The sequence below is a fragment of the Mesonia maritima genome (assembly GCF_042433895.1).
GTDB lineage: Bacteria > Bacteroidota > Bacteroidia > Flavobacteriales > Flavobacteriaceae > Mesonia > Mesonia maritima.
Genome location: NZ_JBHLUA010000005.1, coordinates 169,793 through 187,961, shown reverse-complemented (window position 1 = coordinate 187,961; position 18,169 = coordinate 169,793). Strand labels below are relative to the sequence as shown.

The following is an 18,169-nucleotide window of genomic DNA, read 5'->3' as shown; positions in this document are numbered from 1 at the left end:
CTCCTTAATTAGATGTTTTCTTGATCTCTTAAGTGCTGAATGTACTGCGCTTTCTGAACCTTTGCTCTTTTTGCTACAGAAGGCTTCGTAAAAGTTTGGCGCTCACGTAACTGACGCATTGTTTTTGTACGGTCGAATTTACGTTTAAAACGCTTTAACGCTCGTTCTATGTTTTCTCCGTCTTTAACTGGTATAACTAACATGTGTTCATCACCTCCTTTCTTTTGCAATTGCAAGCGGCAAAAATAATACTAATTTTCAAATTTGCAACTTGACTCTAAATTATTTTTCATAAAACTAAAACAGCTCGTGTTCAGGCAATTAAAGACGAGCTGTTAAAAAATATTCCTGAAAAATTACTTTGTTGATTATCATTTTAGCGATAAAAATTGCCAATTTTCGCTAAAAAAATAATCTAAAAAATTACTTCGCCGCTGGTTTGTATTCTTTTTTGTCGATTATCATTTTAGCGATAATTTCTCTCAAAATTTCAGAAGTTCCTCCGCCGATAGGTCCTAAACGACTATCGCGTAACATTCTTGCTAACGGATAATCTTCCATATAACCATAACCGCCTAAAAATTGAAGGCAATCGTAAATGGCTTGATCGGCAATTTTAGTCGACATTAATTTAGACATACTCGCTTCTTTCACAACATATTCGCCTTCATTTAAACGCTTTGCTATCGAGTAGTTAAACTCTTTACACATTTCCACTTCACTAGCAATATCTGCAGCTTTGTGACGTAAAGCCTGAAATTTATCGATGGTTTTACCAAAAGCCGTACGATCTGCCATATATTCTAACGCGTATTTTAAAGCATATTCTGCTCTCGCGTGGGAATTAATTCCCATAATTAAACGCTCTAATGCAAAATGTTGCATTATATATGGAAAACCTTGCCCTTCTTCGCCCATTAAATTTTCAGCAGGAACCTCAACATCCGTAAACGCTATTTCTGCAGTATCTGAAGCGCGCCAACCTAATTTATCTAATTTTGTTGCTGAAATTCCTTTCATATCTCTATCGAGAACAAAGATGCTCATTCCTTTATTTCCTAATTCAGGATTAGTTTTTGCAGCTACTACCAAATAATCTGAATAAACACCATTAGTTATAAATGTTTTTGAACCATTTATAATGTATTTATCGCCTTTTTTAATTGCAGTACTTTTCATTCCCGCAACATCTGAACCGCCAAAAGGCTCGGTTATACAAAGACAACCAATTTTTTCACCCGTAATACTTGGCGCTAAATATTTCTCTTTAATTCTATGGTCACCTTCTTTGTTAAGGTGCGTCATTGCTAAATATGCGTGCGCCCACATTGCAGCTGCAAAACCGCCTGAATTTATTTTTTGAAGTTCTTCTAAGAAAATAACCGTGTAGAAAATATCTAAATCTAAACCGCCGTATTCTTCAGGATAATTAAGACCGAAATAGCCCATTTCTCCGAATTTCTCCCAGATGAAACGTTCTATGGTGCCGGTTTTTTCCCATTTATCTATATGAGGAACGACTTCCTTTTGAAGAAATTCCTGAAGGCTTTTTCTAAAAAGCTCGTGTTCTTCTGTAAAATACATGCTGTTCATTATTTTTCTTTTAAGCGATTATTTATTGAAACTGAAAATATAATAATTTTCCGTTTTATATTGTCAATTTCTACTTGATTTGCAAATATAATTTTATTCTATCTATTTTATGGCTTGGAAAGTCATCTATTTTTGCCAATTCCTCAAAAGTATCGATTCCTTCATTTAAAATTCGATAATCAATAATTTCCCTTGCAAGCTCATAATTAAAATAGATTATTTCTGAAAGCTGAATAAGTGTAGCTTTATTAATATCGATTTTTTGAATCTCTGGCGGATTTTTAACTGTAAATTTCTCTAAGACTTTTTGCTCGGTTTTATAATCTAAACCATAAATATCTTTTAATTGAATATCATCTACAAAACCACCTATTTTAGTTCGGTAGCGAATAATTCTCGTAGAATACGCCTCTCCTATTCCATTAATTTTTTGTAATTCTTTTTTAGTTGCAGAATTTAAATCTTTTTTCTCCCTGAAAGAAAGTTCTGTTTTTTCAGCAGTCTTTGTTTTTTCTCTCTTTCGTTTTTCTATTACCCAATCTGGAAATTTGAAATAAGGAGAAATTTCATTTAATAAAGAATCTGAAACGCCGGTTACTTTTTTAAAATCAGCTTTAGAATTTATCCATTTATCTTTTTCGCGGAATTCATGCAAACGATCAATTTCTGCTGGAGTCATTCCTAAAACGTAGCCTTTATAATCAGTAATGAAATTGGGGTTGAAAGGATAAATTTTATACGTTTCCTTTTCTTTCTTCTTCAACTTTAAAGAATCAATATAATGCTGAAAGGAAACCAACGAATCTTCATTAGTTGAAAATATATTAAAACTGGAAGAATTATTTACATAATACATTCCGTAGAATAAAATGAGAATAATAATTACCAATAAAAAAATCCCATTTCGCTGACTTTTGTTGAAAGCAAAATGGGATTTTCTATAATTCATACTTTATTTTTTAAGACATCTTTGTAGCCTTTTCTTTTTTAAACAATTCTCCGTTTTTAAGTTTTTTGAAGTATTCTTTTAAATCTTCTCTAACTTCACCAGACATTATGTAAAGTCCAATAATATTAGGGAATGACATCGCGAGAATCATCATATCTGAAAAATCTAAAACAGCTCCTAAACTAATAGAAGAACCTACTACAACGAAAATACAGAAAATTAATTTATACAACATTTCCGATTTTTTACTCTTTCCGAATAAATACGTCCACGCTCTCATTCCGTAGTAAGACCAAGAAATCATCGTTGAAAAAGCAAATAAGAAAACCGCTGCTGCAAGTACATAAGGGAACCAAGAAATTACACTCGCAAATGCTGCAGAAGTTAATTCTACACCACCAACTCCTTCAACTTCGTGCATTCCGGTAAAAATTAATACCAACGCCGTAAGTGTACAAACAACTACGGTATCGATAAATGGCTCTAGTAAAGCAACAAAACCTTCTGATGGCGGATGATTTGTTTTCGCCGCACTATGCGCAATTGCCGCTGAACCAACACCCGCTTCGTTTGAAAACGCTGCACGTTGGAAACCTACAATTAACACACCTAAAATTCCTCCTTTTAAAGCATTTGGAGAGAAAGCTCCATTAAAGATCGCTGAAAATGCTGGACCAATATTTTCAATATTAAAAGCAATTACAGTTAACGAACCTAAAACGTAAACAATTGCCATAAAAGGAACTACTTTTCCAGTTACTTTTGCAATACTGTTAATTCCACCGATAATTACGACTCCAACTAATACTGCTACAACTAATCCGAAAAGAAATCCGTTTCCTTCTAGCATTGGAAATTGACCTGATAAAATTTCAAACGATTGGTTAGATTGGAACATATTTCCACCACCAAAAGAAGCTCCTACACCTAAAATCGCGAAGAAACCTGCAAGAAATTTACCAAGACCTTTCATGTTACGTTTTTCTAATCCGTAACGTAAATAATTCATCGGTCCACCAAAAATTCTTCCTTCAGCATCTATAAATCTATATTTTACCCCTAAAGTACATTCAACGAATTTAGAAGACATACCAAGTAAACCGGCAATAATCATCCAAAAAGTTGCTCCGGCTCCACCAAGTGAAATAGCTACGGCAACTCCCGCAATATTCCCTAAACCAACGGTTGCAGAAACTGCAGTTGCTAAAGCTTGAAAGTGAGTAATTGTTCCCGGTGCATTTGGATCGTCATATTTTCCTTTTGCTAAATCTAAAGAGTGTCTAAATCCGCGAATATTAATAAAGCCCATTCTTAACGTAAAGAAGAATGCTCCTAAAATTAACCAAACCACAATAAATGGAATTGCGTTTTTCTTGAGGTCTCCATTTGGGTGTGTTAAGGGTACAGGATTTTCATATTTAATTTCAGCTAAATAATGCGCTCCTTGTTCAATAACATCTTCGGTATTGTTCGGGTTAAAAATTACACCACCTTCTTTTACTAAATATTTTAATTCTCCTCCGGCTAACGCATAAACGGTTTCTTCTTCACCCGTATCTTTAGAAACAATTGCTATTTCTTCCCCTTTACTAACTTTAGAACCTTCTGGTTTTAACCAGCGTTTTAAGGTAGAAACACTTTCGGTTTTCGCGGTCCATTCTGGAATAGGAACTAATTTTTCTTCAGCATATACTACAGGATCATAAATTCCTAGTGCGGCAAAAGGATCCCAAAATAAAATTGCTCCCATATTTTCCACAATAGGAGCAAAAAAGCCGTTAAAATTTTCTGTGATCGATTCTGCTTCAATTCGATAAGACTTTGTAATGGTATTTTGATTGGCATCGGTAATCACCACATCATAAGGAACTCCTTCTATTAAACCTGTGGCTTTATTCGATTTTAAGGAGGTCTCAGGATTAGTCCATTTATAAGTATAAGGTGGAACTCCTCCGGTCACTTTTAAATCAATAAATCCGTCATTAATTAAACTAGATGGATTTCCTAACTCAGCTTCTACCTCTAATTCCTGATTATTGTTTTCATTTTCTTGGCCGTAAAGACCGATAATTGCTGCAAATAATAGCAGTGTTGAAAGTAAATACTTCCTCCTCATAAGTTACCTTTATTTTGTTACAATTGAATATTTAAGTTAATTGATGGCCCAATATCTTAAAAAATTGGGCTTTTTCAAAGAGTTAGAGGTTAAAATGTAAAGAAGATGTTAAAAAATCGGATATTTGTATTATAAATCAAAAACTGAGGTTCGTTTTGTGTACACCAAATCTTTTAAACGTAACCAAAACGCTAAGGTTAAATAGAAGGCGAAACCAATACCAAAAGTGGCAAAAGAAAGATAAATAAAAAAAAGACGTACACTTTTTACGCGCATTCCTAAACGATCGGCTAATCGTGAACTTACGTAAAAACCATTCCGCTCAAAATAATAGCGAATTCGATACACCAATTTTAGCATAACACAAAAATAGCTTAATCCCTCGTTTTCTGCAAGAGCGAAAGTCCTAATTTACAATGTAAACAACGATTTTTGTCGCAGTAATTTGGTTTAAGTTGTAATAAAGCTTGTGATTCTAAAGCATTTGTCGCGGTTTTCTTTCTAAGTGAATTAAACTTTTTTATAACTGAATTTTTCTCAGCAGGAAGTTCTCGCATCAACTCAACAAGTTCTTCAGAATTATTTTTCCCTATATATTTCTGATAACAAAATTTAAGCGGAACAAGCGTATTTATAATTACTAAATTGATGAAATTTTTAGAAACTTTTTTCGATTTCTCTTTACTTTCTTTCCCGAAAGAATAATGTGATTTCCAATACGCTGAAGTTTCCACTTCTAAGAGCTGATAAATTTTATCTAAAGAATTTTCTTGAATAATTTTACTGAATAAATGCTGTGCGTTTCCATAGAACATTGCTAATTGCGATAAACGGATGGTAGGAAAATTAGACGGTCGCAATCTAAAATATTCCACTTGTATATGCGAATGTTTTTTTAAATGAAATTTTCGCTTTAAATATTTATATTCTTTTCGAAGTTGGTTATAATACGCATCTTCTTTTTCTTCTTCTAACATATTTGCCTGACCAAAAAAGATCGCTTCTAACTGAAAAACATCCTCAGTTTTTTGAACTGCTGAAAACGGAATACTTCCCGCCATTTCCAAAAAAGCATTTCCGTTTTTATTTAAGCCGAAGTTTTTGGCCAATAACTGGAATAAAACCGCTTCCCAATTGGTGTTACTTTCGGCAAGCAATTTTAAAATTCGCTCCGATTTTTCTTCCAAGCGTTCTATAAAAAGGCGCTCTAACCAATGCTGAAGTAAAAAATCTGGAAATTCATGAAACTCATTTTCACAATTTATCCACCTATAATTACTTTGCAATAAATTTTTATAATTGGAAATAAATTTAGGCGGAACATAATTTTTCAGTTCTAAACAAGGAATTTCAGTATTATTTTTTCTGTAAATTTCAACATCATGTTTCCAAACCACGTGCAAAATCACATTATCATAATTTGTATCTTTTTCATGATGATGCGCATACCAATCGCTCGATTTTAAATGAATTTCTACATTTCCTGCCCAAACTTGTTCGTCAATTTTTAGTTTGGCGTTAAAAAAATCTGGACCCGATTCACTTTCATTATGTTGCCCGACCGATAAAAGCTGAATATTTTCTCCGGCACTCGTTTCAGCATTCAAAAAATCGAACTTTTTAAACTTCCAACAGTAATGTAAAAAAGCTTCTTGCATTAATTTTTGATTAATGCTTTTACCTGCGGAAGAATTTTTGTCACCCAACGCTTATACATTTCACCGCTTGGATGCAAACCGTCATCGGCTACTAAAGTAGAATCAGTTTCGGCTTCCAGAGAAATATCGGTTATGTTATAAAATGGAATACCAAAATCTCGACAAGTTGCTTTACAAACTTTATTAAATTCAGCTACTTCTTTACTAATATTTTGCTTATCAGATTTGAGACCAAAAGGCGTGACACCATAATCGGGAATGCTTAGCACAAAAACGCCTTCCTTTCCGAATTTGGAATGGGTAATGGCTTCTTCTAAAATTCGCTCTAATTCTTCCTGATAAGTTTCAATAGATTTTCCTTGATATTGATTGTTTACACCGATTAACACCGAAACTAAATCGTATTTTTCATTACTTAATTCCTTATTCATCGCCGAAAGTAATTCGTCGGTTCGCCAACCGGTTTTGGCTATTATTTTTGGAGATTGAATTGAAAAGCCATCTTCCCGCAAGGCTTCAGCTAACTGAATCGGCCAGCGTTTTTCTTCGGCTACACGTTCGCCAATAGTATAAGAATCACCTAAGGCTAAATAACTTAACGATTTTTTATTTTCTGAAATTTCTGAAATCGACCCGCAACTCGAGAAAAAAATTATTGCGAAAGCCAATAAAAGCCAATTCTTCATCTTAAAATTTTAAAAAGTGAAAACTAAAGTTACTTATTTTGGCGGAAACAAGACTGGCAATTTATATTCCATTTTATTTTCTGGTAAACCTAAAGTCTTTTACAAGTAAAATAAAATTACCAGTAATTTTCTAAAAATCGTTAAATATTAAAAACAAAAAAATCCCACCGAAATTTCGATAGGATTTTTAATTAATTTTTAGTTTGCGTTAGTCTAAAAATCCTTGTTTTTTCATCCATTCGTCATTATAGATTTTTCCGACATAACGACTTCCGTGATCGTGAAATAATACCACCACAACATCATCTTTTTTGAAATGTTCTTTTAGTTGCAATAAACCTTTCATCGCGGCTCCTGCAGAATTTCCTAAAAACATTCCTTCTTCTTTTGCTAAACGTCGTGTATAAACCGCCGCATCTTTATCGGTTACTTTGGTGAACCCATCGATGATATCAAAATTCACATTTTTTGGAAGAATATCTTCGCCAATTCCTTCGGTTACGTAAGGATAAATTTCATTTTCATCAAACTCGCCCGTTTCGTGATATTTTTTAAAAACTGAACCATACGTATCGATTCCCCAAATTTTAATGTTGGGATTCTTTTCTTTTAAATATTTCCCGACACCGGAAATCGTTCCGCCGGTTCCAACACCAACCACAAAATGAGTGATTTTCCCGTCGGTTTGTTCCCAAATTTCGGGTCCGGTACTTTCGTAATGCGCTTTTGCATTCGATAAATTATCATACTGATTTACATACCAAGAATTTGGTGTTTCTTCAGCTAAACGTTTTGAAGTTGAGTAATATGATCTTGGATCTTCGGGTTCTACATCGGTTGGGCAAACTATAACTTCGCTTCCAACAGCCCGTAAAATATCAATTTTCTCTTTACTTTGTTTATCGGCAATTACGCAAACCATTTTGTAGCCTTTAATAATCGCGGCTAAAGCTAAGCCCATTCCCGTATTTCCTGAAGTTCCTTCTATGATTGTTCCACCGGGTTTTATGAGTCCTTCTTTTTCGGCATCTTCAATCATTTTTACCGCCATACGATCTTTTACCGAATTCCCCGGATTAAAGGTTTCATATTTAGCAAGTACTAAAGCAGGAATATCTTCAACGAGTTTATTAATTTTCACCAGCGGCGTGTTTCCGATAGTTCCTAAAATATTTTCTTTATAATCCATAGTTATTTTTTTCGTGTGCTGAAAATAGAGCTGCAAATATAGAAAAGTAATTTAGGATAACAGAATTCGGGTTAGCGATGGAAACTGCATCTTTTTTTATTAAAACGGAAAAAAATACACAAGCTTCTATTAACTATAAAATTTGAGTGGGTTTTTTGTTTTCATCTATCGCTACAAAAGTAAATTCACCGGAAACTGCCTTCTCTCGATGATCTTCATACATTTGTTCAATAAAAATATCTACCCTTACTTTTATGCTTGTATTTCCTAGATAAGTTACTCGACCTGATAGTTCTACAATAGTTCCGGCTGGAATTGGTTTTTTAAAATCGATACGATCACTACTTACTGTTACCATAGGTTGACGACTAAAACGTGTAGCAGTTATAAAAGCCGTTTCGTCCATTAATTGCATTGCAGTACCACCAAAAAGTGTATCGTAATGATTTGTGGTACTTGGAAAAACTGCTTTAAAAATTGTAGTTTTTGATTTTTTTATTTTCTCTTCTAATGTCATTTTTGAATTTTTATTCAAATCGAATTGATTTTGCTGGTGTTATTTTAGTAATAATATATGAAGGAATAAGCAACATTAATAAACATAATAATAGCGTCCCGAAATTGATTAAAAGTACATACTCCCAATTGATGTAAACCGGAGCTTCGGTAACGTAATACGTTTCTGGATTTAGCGGAATGAGCTTAAAATATTTTTGTAAAAAAAGCAACCCAAGGCCGATTAAATTTCCCCAAAAAAGTCCTTTAATAATGAGGTAACCGGCATTGTAAAGAAATATTTTCCGGACGCTCCAATCGGTGCTTCCGAGCGCTTTTAGCATGCCGATCATTTGGGTTCGTTCAAGAATTAAAACGAGTAATGCGGTAATCATATTAATTCCGGAAACGATAATCATAATCCCAATAATAAGGGCAATATTAAAATCGAATAAAGAAAGCCATTCAAAAATTGAAGGATAAGCTTGCTTTATGGTTTTAGCATCAAGAAAGGAATCAATATGTTGGTAAACTTCGCCGCCTTTCTCATCTATTTGTGTGAAATCGTCTATAAAAACTTCAAAATTACCGACTTCATTTTTTTCCCATTTATTAAGATTTTTTATTTGATTGATGTCTGCGATGAGATAAGTTTCATCAAATTCTTGAAATCCTGAATTAAAAATACCTGAAATGATAAAATCTCTAGGTCGAGGACGTTCTTGATAACCATCGTTCATAAAATAGACAATCACTTTATCACCTAATTGAAATCCTAGACGATTTGCTAAATAGTGTGAAATCAAAATTTCTTTGCTGTAGCCTTTTTTGTTATAAGTCGGCAACTTCCCTTCTACTAAATATTCTTCTAAGTAATCCCAACGATAATCTGGCCCAACGCCTTTCACCACAATTCCTTCAAAATCTGTTTCGGTTCGAATAACACCATATTTTGTAGCTACGGCTTGAATGTGATTTATGCCTTCAACTTCATTAAATTCAGGATAAAAATCTTGATCGGTAGAAATCGGAACCATCGAAATTTGCGAATTGTTATTATCTAAATTCCCGATGGAAATATGCCCGTTAAAAGCGGCAATTTTATCTCTAATCTTTTGTTGAAGACCAACGCCGGTGGCAACCGAAACGAGCATCATAATCACGCCAATAGCAATTGCGGTAACCGCAATTTTTATTATTGGTGCCGAAATACTACTTTTATAATCTTTTGCGCTGATGAGGCGTTTAGAAATAAAAAATTCGAAATTCAAAAGTGATTATGTTTTACACGTTGTTCAAAAATACATTTTTTATTCTGGTTTTGGCTATCGTTTCGTGCCAAGCGCAAACAAAAAAAGAAAATAAATCGGCTAATTTTTCAAAAAAAGCTAAAAAAATTATAGTTGGTGCCAATCAAACCGAAGCCTATTTGCCATTACTGAATAGAAAAAATGTCGCTATTGTGGGCAACCAAACCTCGGTAATCTTTAAAGAAAATGGCGATTATACGCATTTGGTAGATTCACTTTTAAAACGGAATGTAAACATTCAAAAAGTTTTTTCTCCTGAACACGGCTTTCGCGGAAAGGCAGATGCCGGCGAAAAAGTAGTTGATGGTATCGATAAAAAAACCGGACTTCCGCTTGTTTCGCTCTACGGAAGTAATAAAAAGCCAAGTGCAGAACAATTAAAAGGAATTGATTTTTTAATTTTTGATATTCAAGATGTTGGCGTTCGTTTTTACACCTATATTTCTACTCTTCATTATGTCATGGAAGCCTGCGCTGAAGAAAGTATTCCAGTGTTAATTTTAGATCGACCAAACCCGAATGGACATTATATTGACGGACCGATTTTAGAAAAAGAATATAAAAGTTTTGTTGGGATGCATCCGGTACCGATTGTCCACGGAATGACGATTGGCGAATATGCACAAATGATTAATGGTGAAAAATGGTTGAAAAATGAAGCAATTTGTGATTTAATGGTCATAAAAATGAAAAATTACGCTCATCAAAAAACTTATTCATTACCCATAAAACCTTCTCCTAATTTACCGAATGATCAAGCGATTAACCTCTACCCGAGTTTATGTTTTTTTGAAGGAACAAACGTAAATGCCGGTCGCGGAACCGATTTACAATTTCAAGTATTTGGATCTCCAGATTTACCAGCTTCATTTTTTGAGTATAGCTATATTCCAAAACCAAATGAAGGCGCAAAATATCCTAAAAATGAAGGGCAAACTTGCTACGGAATGAATTTATCTTCTGCAGAAAAATTTTCAGCAATTAATTTATCGTGGTTACTAAAAGCTTACGAACACACTACAAATAAGAAAGAATTCTTTAATAATTTCTTTGAAAAATTGGCGGGAACAGCAAAACTTCAGCAACAGATTGAAGCCGGAATGAGTGAAAAAGAAATTAAAGCCACTTGGAAAAATGGCTTGGAGAATTACCTAGAAATGCGGAAAAAATACCTGCTATATTAATTTTATATTAATTCACGTTAGGCTACGCAACTATTCTTAACTTTGGATATCTTCAAATAAAAGACACCATGAAAATAAAATACTGGGCAATATTTTTCAATTTATTGCTTGTTACTTGTTAACCCGAAATTGAAAACAACAAACGTGTTTTAATTGAAGGAAAAGTTGTTAATTCAACAGGAGAACCTATTTCTGATATTAGTATAACCAGCTTTATTGAGAACCAAAAATTAGGAGAAGATTTTACGAATAGTAATGGGGAATTTTCTTTCGCGTCGTTTGAAAGTTTTGATGGTGATTATAAAATTAAAGTTAACTCCTATACTTCAGATTATTCTTCAGCAACTATTCAGCGTGCTTATGTGGATACACCACAAAAAGAAATCTATCAACTCGGTCAAATTGAATTAAAACCGCTAAGTTTTCTCAATTTAAAAATCACAAAAACTTCTTCTGAAGATCATCAATTAAACTGGCGATTACAGTATTTTATTACGCAATGCAGATACACTTTTGATTTTACTTCACTAGAACCTAATTCACTTTATTGTTTTGAAGCACGATCTTATGATTTTACACAAAACGCTGCTGAACCCGATTTTTCCAAACGTTTTAAAACTTTACGGGATGTAAGTGTGAAGTTTCTATATAAAATTGATGACGGAAATGAGCAAACTATTGAAATACCAATGAACGAAAAAACTGTAGATTATGAATTCACCTATTAATATTTTCATTTTTGTAGTTTTTTTCGGGATTTCAGCTCATTTATTTTCACAGGAAGAAAATAATAAATTCCCACAAGACGATCATTACATAGTTTTTAAATTTGGATATACTCAGCCTATTGCTGTAGGAGATAATTTTGCGAGCAAGACTTTTACGAACATTACCGGCATTGATGCAGAAGTTTTTTTCAATTTATCAGACGGGCAATTTCTACTAGGGTTACATTACGGAAACACCTATAATAGGATAAAAAATAATGAATTAGTAGGTGGACAAAATAAGACAAATACTTTTTTTATAGGTCCCTTACTAGGATATCAATTTTATCCCAGAAACGATTTTAGGTTTATGATTAGCGCAGGAGTCGGGGCGGTTAAGTATAAAAATTTTCTAAATGATGATTTTAGAATTGTTGCAGATACCGGGACAACCGTATGGTTTAATCCTGAATTTAGCTATCATTTTTGGAAAGTACTTGGCGTTTATTTCTCGCCTAATTTTAGAAAAGATTTTCTATCGATTGAAGCACCGGAACCAATTCAAGGTTTCTTTAATTCAACAAATTACATTAATCTCAAGTTAGGAATTCGCTTGTTACTATAAAATTTAAGGCAAACGTTTTTTCATTTCTTCTACAATATTATAAGCAGCTGGACAAATGGCAACATTTTTTAAAGTTAAATGTGAAATCTGCTGAAATTTTTTTCGATCGGTATGTGGGAATTCTGCGCAAGCTTTTGGTCGTACATCATAAATTAAACATTTATTATCGTGCCCTAAAAATGTACACGGAACTTGCTGCAACACATAATCATTTTCTTCATCAATTCGCAAATATTCATCTATAAACGCTTGCGGTTTCATTTTTAAAAATTTCGCAATACGTTCAATATCTTTATTCGTAAATAATGGTCCGGTAGTTTTACAACAATTCGCGCAGTCTAAACAATCGGTTCGCTCAAACTCATCGTCGTGCAATTCCTGCATTAACACATCTAAATTTTTAGGAGGCTTCTTTTTTAGCTTCGAAAAAAACTTTTTATTCGACTTATGTTTATCTTTGGCAAGTGCCGGCAACTGTGCAAGAAATTCTTCCATAGGGCAAAGATAACAATTAGAAACCGATTTATATTTTGAACTCACCCGACATTTTTGGCAAAGCCGTAGCCGATTATTTTCATAATAACGACCCGAAAAATATTACGGTAATTTCTGAAGATTTTGACGATGATGAAATTCCAACCGATTATTTATTCAGAAATTTTGAGCAAATGCCAACTTTAGAACAAAAAGCTCTCGAATTAGCTAGCGGAAAAATACTCGATGTGGGTTGTTGCGCGGGAAGCCACGCATTGTATCTTCAAGAAAAAGGAAAAAATGTAAAAGCGATTGATATTTCACCAAAAGCTATAGAAATTGCTCGCTTACGCGGAATTAAAAATGCTGAAGTAGAAAATTTTTTCAACCTAAATAATCAACTACTTCAGGACAAGTCCACGAGATATTCTACGGAAAATCCTTTAAAATTTGAAGGCAAGTCTCTTGATAATAAATCCTTTGGCGGTACAAATGAAAAATTTGATACGATTCTTATGTTAATGAACGGAATCGGTATTGTAGGAAAATTAAAAAACCTCACCGAATTTTTCACTCACTTAAAAACAATTTTATCGGCTAACGGAAAAGTTTTGTTAGATTCTTCTGACTTAAATTATTTATTCGATCGTGACGAAGATGGCGGAATTTGGGTAAACCCCGAAGAATATTATGGCGAGTTAACATATCAATTAACCTATAAAGGCGAAACCTCAACTCCATTCGATTGGCTTTATATCGATTTTGAATCTTTACAATTGGCAGCAGAAATGAATGGTTTTTCGTGTTCGTTAATTCAAAAAGGAGAACATTACGATTATTTAGCAATGCTAAAACTTTCCTAAAAACGCTTTTTTATAAAACGATTTCCTGTTAGTTTGATAAACTAATTCAACTAAAATTCTACTTATGAAACAAATTAAATACACTTTTTATCTTTTAAGTCTAATTCTATTTATAGGTTGTAGCAGTGATGATAGTGGGGATTCAAGTGGGATTCCCGATAATGATTTAGGTTTAGGGCAATCTGCTCACGATTTATTAGCGAACGACATTTTTTCGACTATGGAAATTGAAGTAGTTTATCCTGAAGGTTTTCAGCCGGAAAATGAAAGTTTACAAAATTTAAAAAGCTTTTTGCAGCAACGCACCTACAAAACTTCTATTGATATAAATACGCGGGAAATTGAATTAAATTCTGAAGGTCCATATAGCATTGAACAAATTCGTTCTATCGAAAATAATGTACGAACTTCTTTTAATACCGAAGATAAAATTAGCGTTTTTATAATATTCGCTAACGGAAAAAAACAAGGTGATGAAGGTACGAGCAATACCTTAGGAACTGCTTACCAAAATACTTCTATAGTTATTTTTCAAGAAACCATTATTAGTTTTACAAACGCTCCCGGCGCGCCAAGTAAAACCAGTATAGAAACCACTACTTTAACACACGAATTCGGACATCTCTTAGGTTTAGTTGGAATTGGTTCTGAACAACAAAATGAACACGAAGATCCAAATGCTGAAGCTCATTGTATAACAGAGAATTGCTTAATGCGAGCTGAAGCAGAATTTTCTAGCGGAATTATGGGAATGTTTGGGGATAATATTCCAGATTTAGGCAGCGAATGCATTCTAGATTTACAAGCTAACGGCGGAAGGTAATTTCCGGTTTAAAACTTATTATTCAACTTTTTTAAAAGCGAATTAATGAAAATTAGTTCGCTTTTTTTCCATCAATGTAAGTCGCTAAAACTTTTACATTAGGAATATCTTTTTCGGGAATCGTCATAATATCACGATCTAACACAACAAAATCGGCATATTTTCCTACTTCAATACTGCCTTTTTCTTTTTCTTCAAAATTTGCGTAAGCTGCCCAAATTGTCATTCCGCGTAAAGCTTCTTCTCTACTCAAGGCTTGCGATTTTTGAAAACCATCTTCTGGATAACCCGAAGTATCTTTTCGACTAATAGCCGCGTAAAAAGTAAGTAACGGATTTACATTTTCAATTGGGAAATCGGTTCCTAAGGCTATTTTTCCTGTTTGTTTCAATAAGCGTTTGTAAGCATAAGCATTTTTTAAACGTTCTTTCCCTAATCTTAAATTTGCCCAATACATATCGCTTGTCGCGTGCGTCGGTTGAACTGAAGGAAAAATATTATTACTGAAATACTTAAAATCTGGTTCATCTATAATTTGTGCGTGTTCTATGCGCCATCTTCGGTCGTTTTGCTTTTTCAGCACAGAATCATACGTTCTTAAAACCATTGCATTTGCAGAATCACCAATAGCGTGCATATTCATCTGAAAGTCAGACTTACTAATTTTTCCGGCTAAGGTTTTAAATTTCTTCGGATTAATTAACAACGAGCCGAAATGTTTATCTTTATCTGTATACGATTTTTTTAACGCCGCGCCACGAGATCCTAACGCACCATCTGCATAAACTTTAAATGAGCGAACATTTAATTTAGGCGTTTTATAAATTCCTTTCTTTAAATAATATTCTACATTTTTAGAAGAGTTAGCCACCATCGCATAAATTCGCATATTCAATTCATTGGCTTTTTGTAAAGAATCTATTAATTCAATGGTTTCGCGTTCTAAACCGGCATCATCGACGGTGGTTAAACCGTAATCTAAACAAATTTTTTCTGCTGCTTTTAAAGCTGAAATTTTTTCTTTTGGTGTAGGATTTGGAATTATTTTATTCATCAGCGTCATCGCGTTATCAATTAAAACACCCGTTAATTTTCCATTTTCCTGAATAATTTCTCCGCCTTCAATTTTGGTTTGTGTAGAAATTCCTGCTTTTTGAAGCGCAATTTTATTTGCTAATAAAACGTGGCCATCGATTCTATTAATGATTATTGGCGTGTTTGGAAATAATCTATTTAGCGTATCATTGGTAGGGAATTCTTGTTTTTCCCAATCGTTTTGATCCCAACCTCTACCGGTAATAAAATTTGAATTATTTTTCTTCTGAAATGTTTGTATTCGTTCTACAACTTCAGCAAAACTTTTTGTTCCTGTGAGATCAACTTTTTGTTGCTGCAAACCCAATCCATAAAAATGTGCATGCGCGTCTATAAAACCCGGGAAAACAAATTTCCCGTCAACATCATAAGTTTTTTCGGGTGTATAACGTAATTCTAATTTTCCGAATTCTCCTATTTCAAGAATTTTTCCATCATTTACTACAAAGGATTGCCGAATTGAAAAATTTTCATCTACCGTATAAATTTTTGCGTTCATCACCAGTAAATCGACTTCCTTTTTCTCTTTACATGCAAAAAGAAAAAAACCGACTAATATTAAGAGTAAAATTCGTTTCATATATTTTAATTTATGTAAAAATAAAAAAAGCGCTGAAGCTAACTTCAACGCTTTTAAGAAATGTGATTTTTTATTACCAATCGAATTGATACGTTGCGCCGGCAAGAACTTGAATATCTTGTACCGAATACCCCATCCAACGTTGGTAATTACCTTCGAGTAAATTATTTCCGCGTAAAAAGAAACCTAATCGGTTATTTAATTGGTAGCCAACATTTAGGTTTAAATCTACAAAACCATCTAAGGTAACGGTACTTGTTTCATTAATTGAAGTCGTGTTGTAACTAAATAAATCTTTTCGTTCCCCTACATAAAATAGACTTGCGCCGGCGTTCCATTTTTCGGTGATTTGATAATCTGCGATAAGCGAACCTTGCAATTGTGGTAAATTCCAAGCTTCACTTTCAGAATCTACGCTATAGGTGTTTAAGGTAGCATTTACTTTAATTTGTAAATCATCTTTTACCGCCATTTGTAATTCTCCAAAAACGCCAAAAGTTGTTAAATCGTCATAGGCTAAACCAAAGGAATTAAAATATTCAAAATTGTTCGCTTCCGCGGAAGCTTGATATGAATTATGAATAAAAAATGCTCTGTTTTTTTCAGCTGAATAATCGGCTCTAATATCGTAACTGATATTATCGGTGAATTTTCCTTTTCCTCCTACAAAAATATTGTATTGTTTATCGGTTGGCGCAATAGTTAAAGTCGGAGAAATAAATGGATTTTTTTGCGCAAAATTATAGTAGGTATTTTGCTTCAATTCTCCTTCTACTCCAGCATAAGCGATGAAATAATCACCGGCAATTCTGTAGCTTCCTGTGACTTTTGGATAGACAAAAAATTTGTTTTTATCATTTTCAGCATCCATACTGTAAACTGCTTGCGCTCCAACATCAAAAGAAATATCGCCCGCAGTTAATTGAATACTCGGATGAATTCCTAAATTTAAAAAACTGTATTTTTTTTCAGCAGGATTATACAGCGATTGGTCAAATTTTCCGCTTACATAATCTACAGAAAATTCGGTGTTGAAAAAACTTTCTTCTCCTACCGGAAATTGAAATTCCGGAGTTACCAATAAATGATTTTCTCCGCTACTGTAATTATCACCAAAGCGACGATAAGTTAATTCTCCTTTATCGAAAACGCCTTGTTCTACATCTATATTTGCGCCAACATTTACCGCGTAAAATGTATGTTGCGGATCGATGCTAGCATAATCTCCATCGGTAATCGGCAAATAATTTGGCGCGCCGTACCAATTATAAACTTGATGTTCTAGACCTAAATCTGCTCCCCACGTAAAACCACGCGCTTGGCTGTCGTAAGAAAGATCTAAATCGGTATTATAAAATTTATCATCTAAAACCGCATTTTCGATTCCGCCTTGTGATGAATTATGATTGAAGCCAATCCCGAATTCTTGATTGTTTTGTAAATAAACGGTGCTGTAAAATTCAGCGATTATATTTCCATAATTTCCGAAACCTAAAGCCGCGTAATTATTGTACAAATAAGGTCTCGCTTTTTGTTGAACTCCCGCCGCTTTACCTTTTGCTGGTGTAAAAGTAGAGGCTACCGGAAATGAAAAAATATCGTAGGTAACTTGTTTCTTTTTTCGTTCTAACGAATCATTTATCTTGGGCGTTTGTTTCACCTTAAACGCGTCACTAACCGACGGCGAATAAGGTTTTACAATAATGAGTCTTTCAGTATCGATTTCATTGTCTTCTTCATCTTTTTGAGCAAAAAGTGTTGCTGAAGTTAGACAAAAAGTCACTAAAAAAATGGATTTATAAAATGAAGTAAATTGCATAGA

The 18,169-nt window shown here is 33.7% G+C and carries 18 protein-coding genes; 5 read left to right on the top strand and 13 right to left on the bottom strand.

The window, feature by feature from the left end:
• Positions 1 to 8: 8 nt before the first annotated feature.
• From rpsU to ACFFGL_RS04205, 10 genes are all read right to left on the bottom strand, one after another.
• Complete coding sequence (rpsU, locus tag ACFFGL_RS04250) at positions 9 to 203, bottom strand: 30S ribosomal protein S21 (RefSeq protein ID WP_309728306.1); 195 nt, start codon at positions 201 to 203, stop codon at positions 9 to 11.
• Between the two features lie 220 nt (positions 204 to 423).
• The gene (locus ACFFGL_RS04245; protein WP_309728308.1) at positions 424 to 1,593 is read right to left on the bottom strand and encodes an acyl-CoA dehydrogenase family protein; all 1,170 of its coding nucleotides are present in this window, start codon (positions 1,591 to 1,593) and stop codon (positions 424 to 426) included.
• 70 nt (positions 1,594 to 1,663) lie between these two features.
• The gene (locus ACFFGL_RS04240) at positions 1,664 to 2,542 is read right to left on the bottom strand and encodes a ComEA family DNA-binding protein (RefSeq protein ID WP_309728310.1); all 879 of its coding nucleotides are present in this window, start codon (positions 2,540 to 2,542) and stop codon (positions 1,664 to 1,666) included.
• A 10-nt stretch (positions 2,543 to 2,552) separates the two neighbouring features.
• The gene (locus ACFFGL_RS04235) at positions 2,553 to 4,658 is read right to left on the bottom strand and encodes an amino acid carrier protein (protein WP_309728312.1); all 2,106 of its coding nucleotides are present in this window, start codon (positions 4,656 to 4,658) and stop codon (positions 2,553 to 2,555) included.
• Between the two features lie 129 nt (positions 4,659 to 4,787).
• Positions 4,788 to 5,018: a PspC domain-containing protein gene (locus ACFFGL_RS04230; protein WP_309728314.1), complete on the bottom strand. Its 231-nt coding sequence runs from the start codon at positions 5,016 to 5,018 to the stop codon at positions 4,788 to 4,790.
• Between the two features lie 14 nt (positions 5,019 to 5,032).
• Entirely contained in the window at positions 5,033 to 6,316 is a 1,284-nt protein-coding gene (locus tag ACFFGL_RS04225) for a DUF2851 family protein (RefSeq protein WP_309728316.1), read from the bottom strand.
• The gene (locus ACFFGL_RS04220) at positions 6,316 to 7,002 is read right to left on the bottom strand and encodes an SGNH/GDSL hydrolase family protein (RefSeq protein WP_309728317.1); all 687 of its coding nucleotides are present in this window, start codon (positions 7,000 to 7,002) and stop codon (positions 6,316 to 6,318) included. The genes ACFFGL_RS04225 and ACFFGL_RS04220 overlap by 1 nt, the downstream gene beginning before the upstream one ends.
• Positions 7,003 to 7,210: 208 nt before the next feature.
• Positions 7,211 to 8,191 (bottom strand): PLP-dependent cysteine synthase family protein, encoded by a 981-nt coding sequence (locus ACFFGL_RS04215; RefSeq protein WP_309728319.1) that lies wholly within the window; start codon positions 8,189 to 8,191, stop codon positions 7,211 to 7,213.
• 133 nt (positions 8,192 to 8,324) lie between these two features.
• Positions 8,325 to 8,708, bottom strand: coding sequence for an acyl-CoA thioesterase (locus ACFFGL_RS04210; RefSeq protein WP_309728320.1), 384 nt, complete (start codon positions 8,706 to 8,708; stop codon positions 8,325 to 8,327).
• A gap of 10 nt (positions 8,709 to 8,718) precedes the next feature.
• Positions 8,719 to 9,957: an ABC transporter permease gene (locus tag ACFFGL_RS04205; RefSeq protein ID WP_309728322.1), complete on the bottom strand. Its 1,239-nt coding sequence runs from the start codon at positions 9,955 to 9,957 to the stop codon at positions 8,719 to 8,721.
• A gap of 8 nt (positions 9,958 to 9,965) precedes the next feature.
• Here ACFFGL_RS04205 and ACFFGL_RS04200 point away from each other — a divergent pair, with 8 nt between their 5' ends.
• The 3 genes from ACFFGL_RS04200 (at position 9,966) to ACFFGL_RS04190 (ending at position 12,512) form a co-directional block, all read left to right on the top strand.
• Complete coding sequence (locus ACFFGL_RS04200) at positions 9,966 to 11,180, top strand: exo-beta-N-acetylmuramidase NamZ family protein (protein ID WP_309728323.1); 1,215 nt, start codon at positions 9,966 to 9,968, stop codon at positions 11,178 to 11,180.
• A gap of 362 nt (positions 11,181 to 11,542) precedes the next feature.
• Positions 11,543 to 11,908 carry a hypothetical protein gene (locus tag ACFFGL_RS04195; protein WP_309728325.1) on the top strand — a complete coding sequence of 122 codons (366 nt, stop codon included), beginning with the start codon at positions 11,543 to 11,545 and terminating at the stop codon, positions 11,906 to 11,908.
• Positions 11,892 to 12,512: a hypothetical protein gene (locus tag ACFFGL_RS04190; RefSeq protein ID WP_309728326.1), complete on the top strand. Its 621-nt coding sequence runs from the start codon at positions 11,892 to 11,894 to the stop codon at positions 12,510 to 12,512. The genes ACFFGL_RS04195 and ACFFGL_RS04190 overlap by 17 nt, the downstream gene beginning before the upstream one ends.
• Before the next feature lie 3 nt (positions 12,513 to 12,515).
• Here the strand turns inward: ACFFGL_RS04190 and ACFFGL_RS04185 are convergent, their stop codons facing one another.
• On the bottom strand, positions 12,516 to 13,007 hold the full coding sequence (locus tag ACFFGL_RS04185; protein ID WP_309728328.1) for a YkgJ family cysteine cluster protein: 492 nt from the start codon (positions 13,005 to 13,007) through the stop codon (positions 12,516 to 12,518).
• A 32-nt stretch (positions 13,008 to 13,039) separates the two neighbouring features.
• Between ACFFGL_RS04185 and ACFFGL_RS04180 the strand changes: the two genes are divergently transcribed.
• Together ACFFGL_RS04180 and ACFFGL_RS04175 are read left to right on the top strand one after the other, a co-directional pair.
• A complete protein-coding gene (locus ACFFGL_RS04180) occupies positions 13,040 to 13,849 on the top strand; it encodes a class I SAM-dependent methyltransferase (protein ID WP_309728744.1) in 810 nt (269 codons plus the stop codon).
• A gap of 64 nt (positions 13,850 to 13,913) precedes the next feature.
• Positions 13,914 to 14,672, top strand: a complete 759-nt coding sequence (locus ACFFGL_RS04175; RefSeq protein WP_309728330.1) for a hypothetical protein — start codon at positions 13,914 to 13,916, stop codon at positions 14,670 to 14,672.
• A gap of 52 nt (positions 14,673 to 14,724) precedes the next feature.
• On the opposite strand, the gene ACFFGL_RS04170 is transcribed toward ACFFGL_RS04175, so the two are convergent.
• Positions 14,725 to 16,347: an amidohydrolase gene (locus ACFFGL_RS04170; protein WP_309728331.1), complete on the bottom strand. Its 1,623-nt coding sequence runs from the start codon at positions 16,345 to 16,347 to the stop codon at positions 14,725 to 14,727.
• Between the two features lie 73 nt (positions 16,348 to 16,420).
• A complete protein-coding gene (locus tag ACFFGL_RS04165; protein WP_309728332.1) occupies positions 16,421 to 18,166 on the bottom strand; it encodes a TonB-dependent receptor in 1,746 nt (581 codons plus the stop codon).
• Between the last annotated feature and the right edge of the window lie 3 nt (positions 18,167 to 18,169).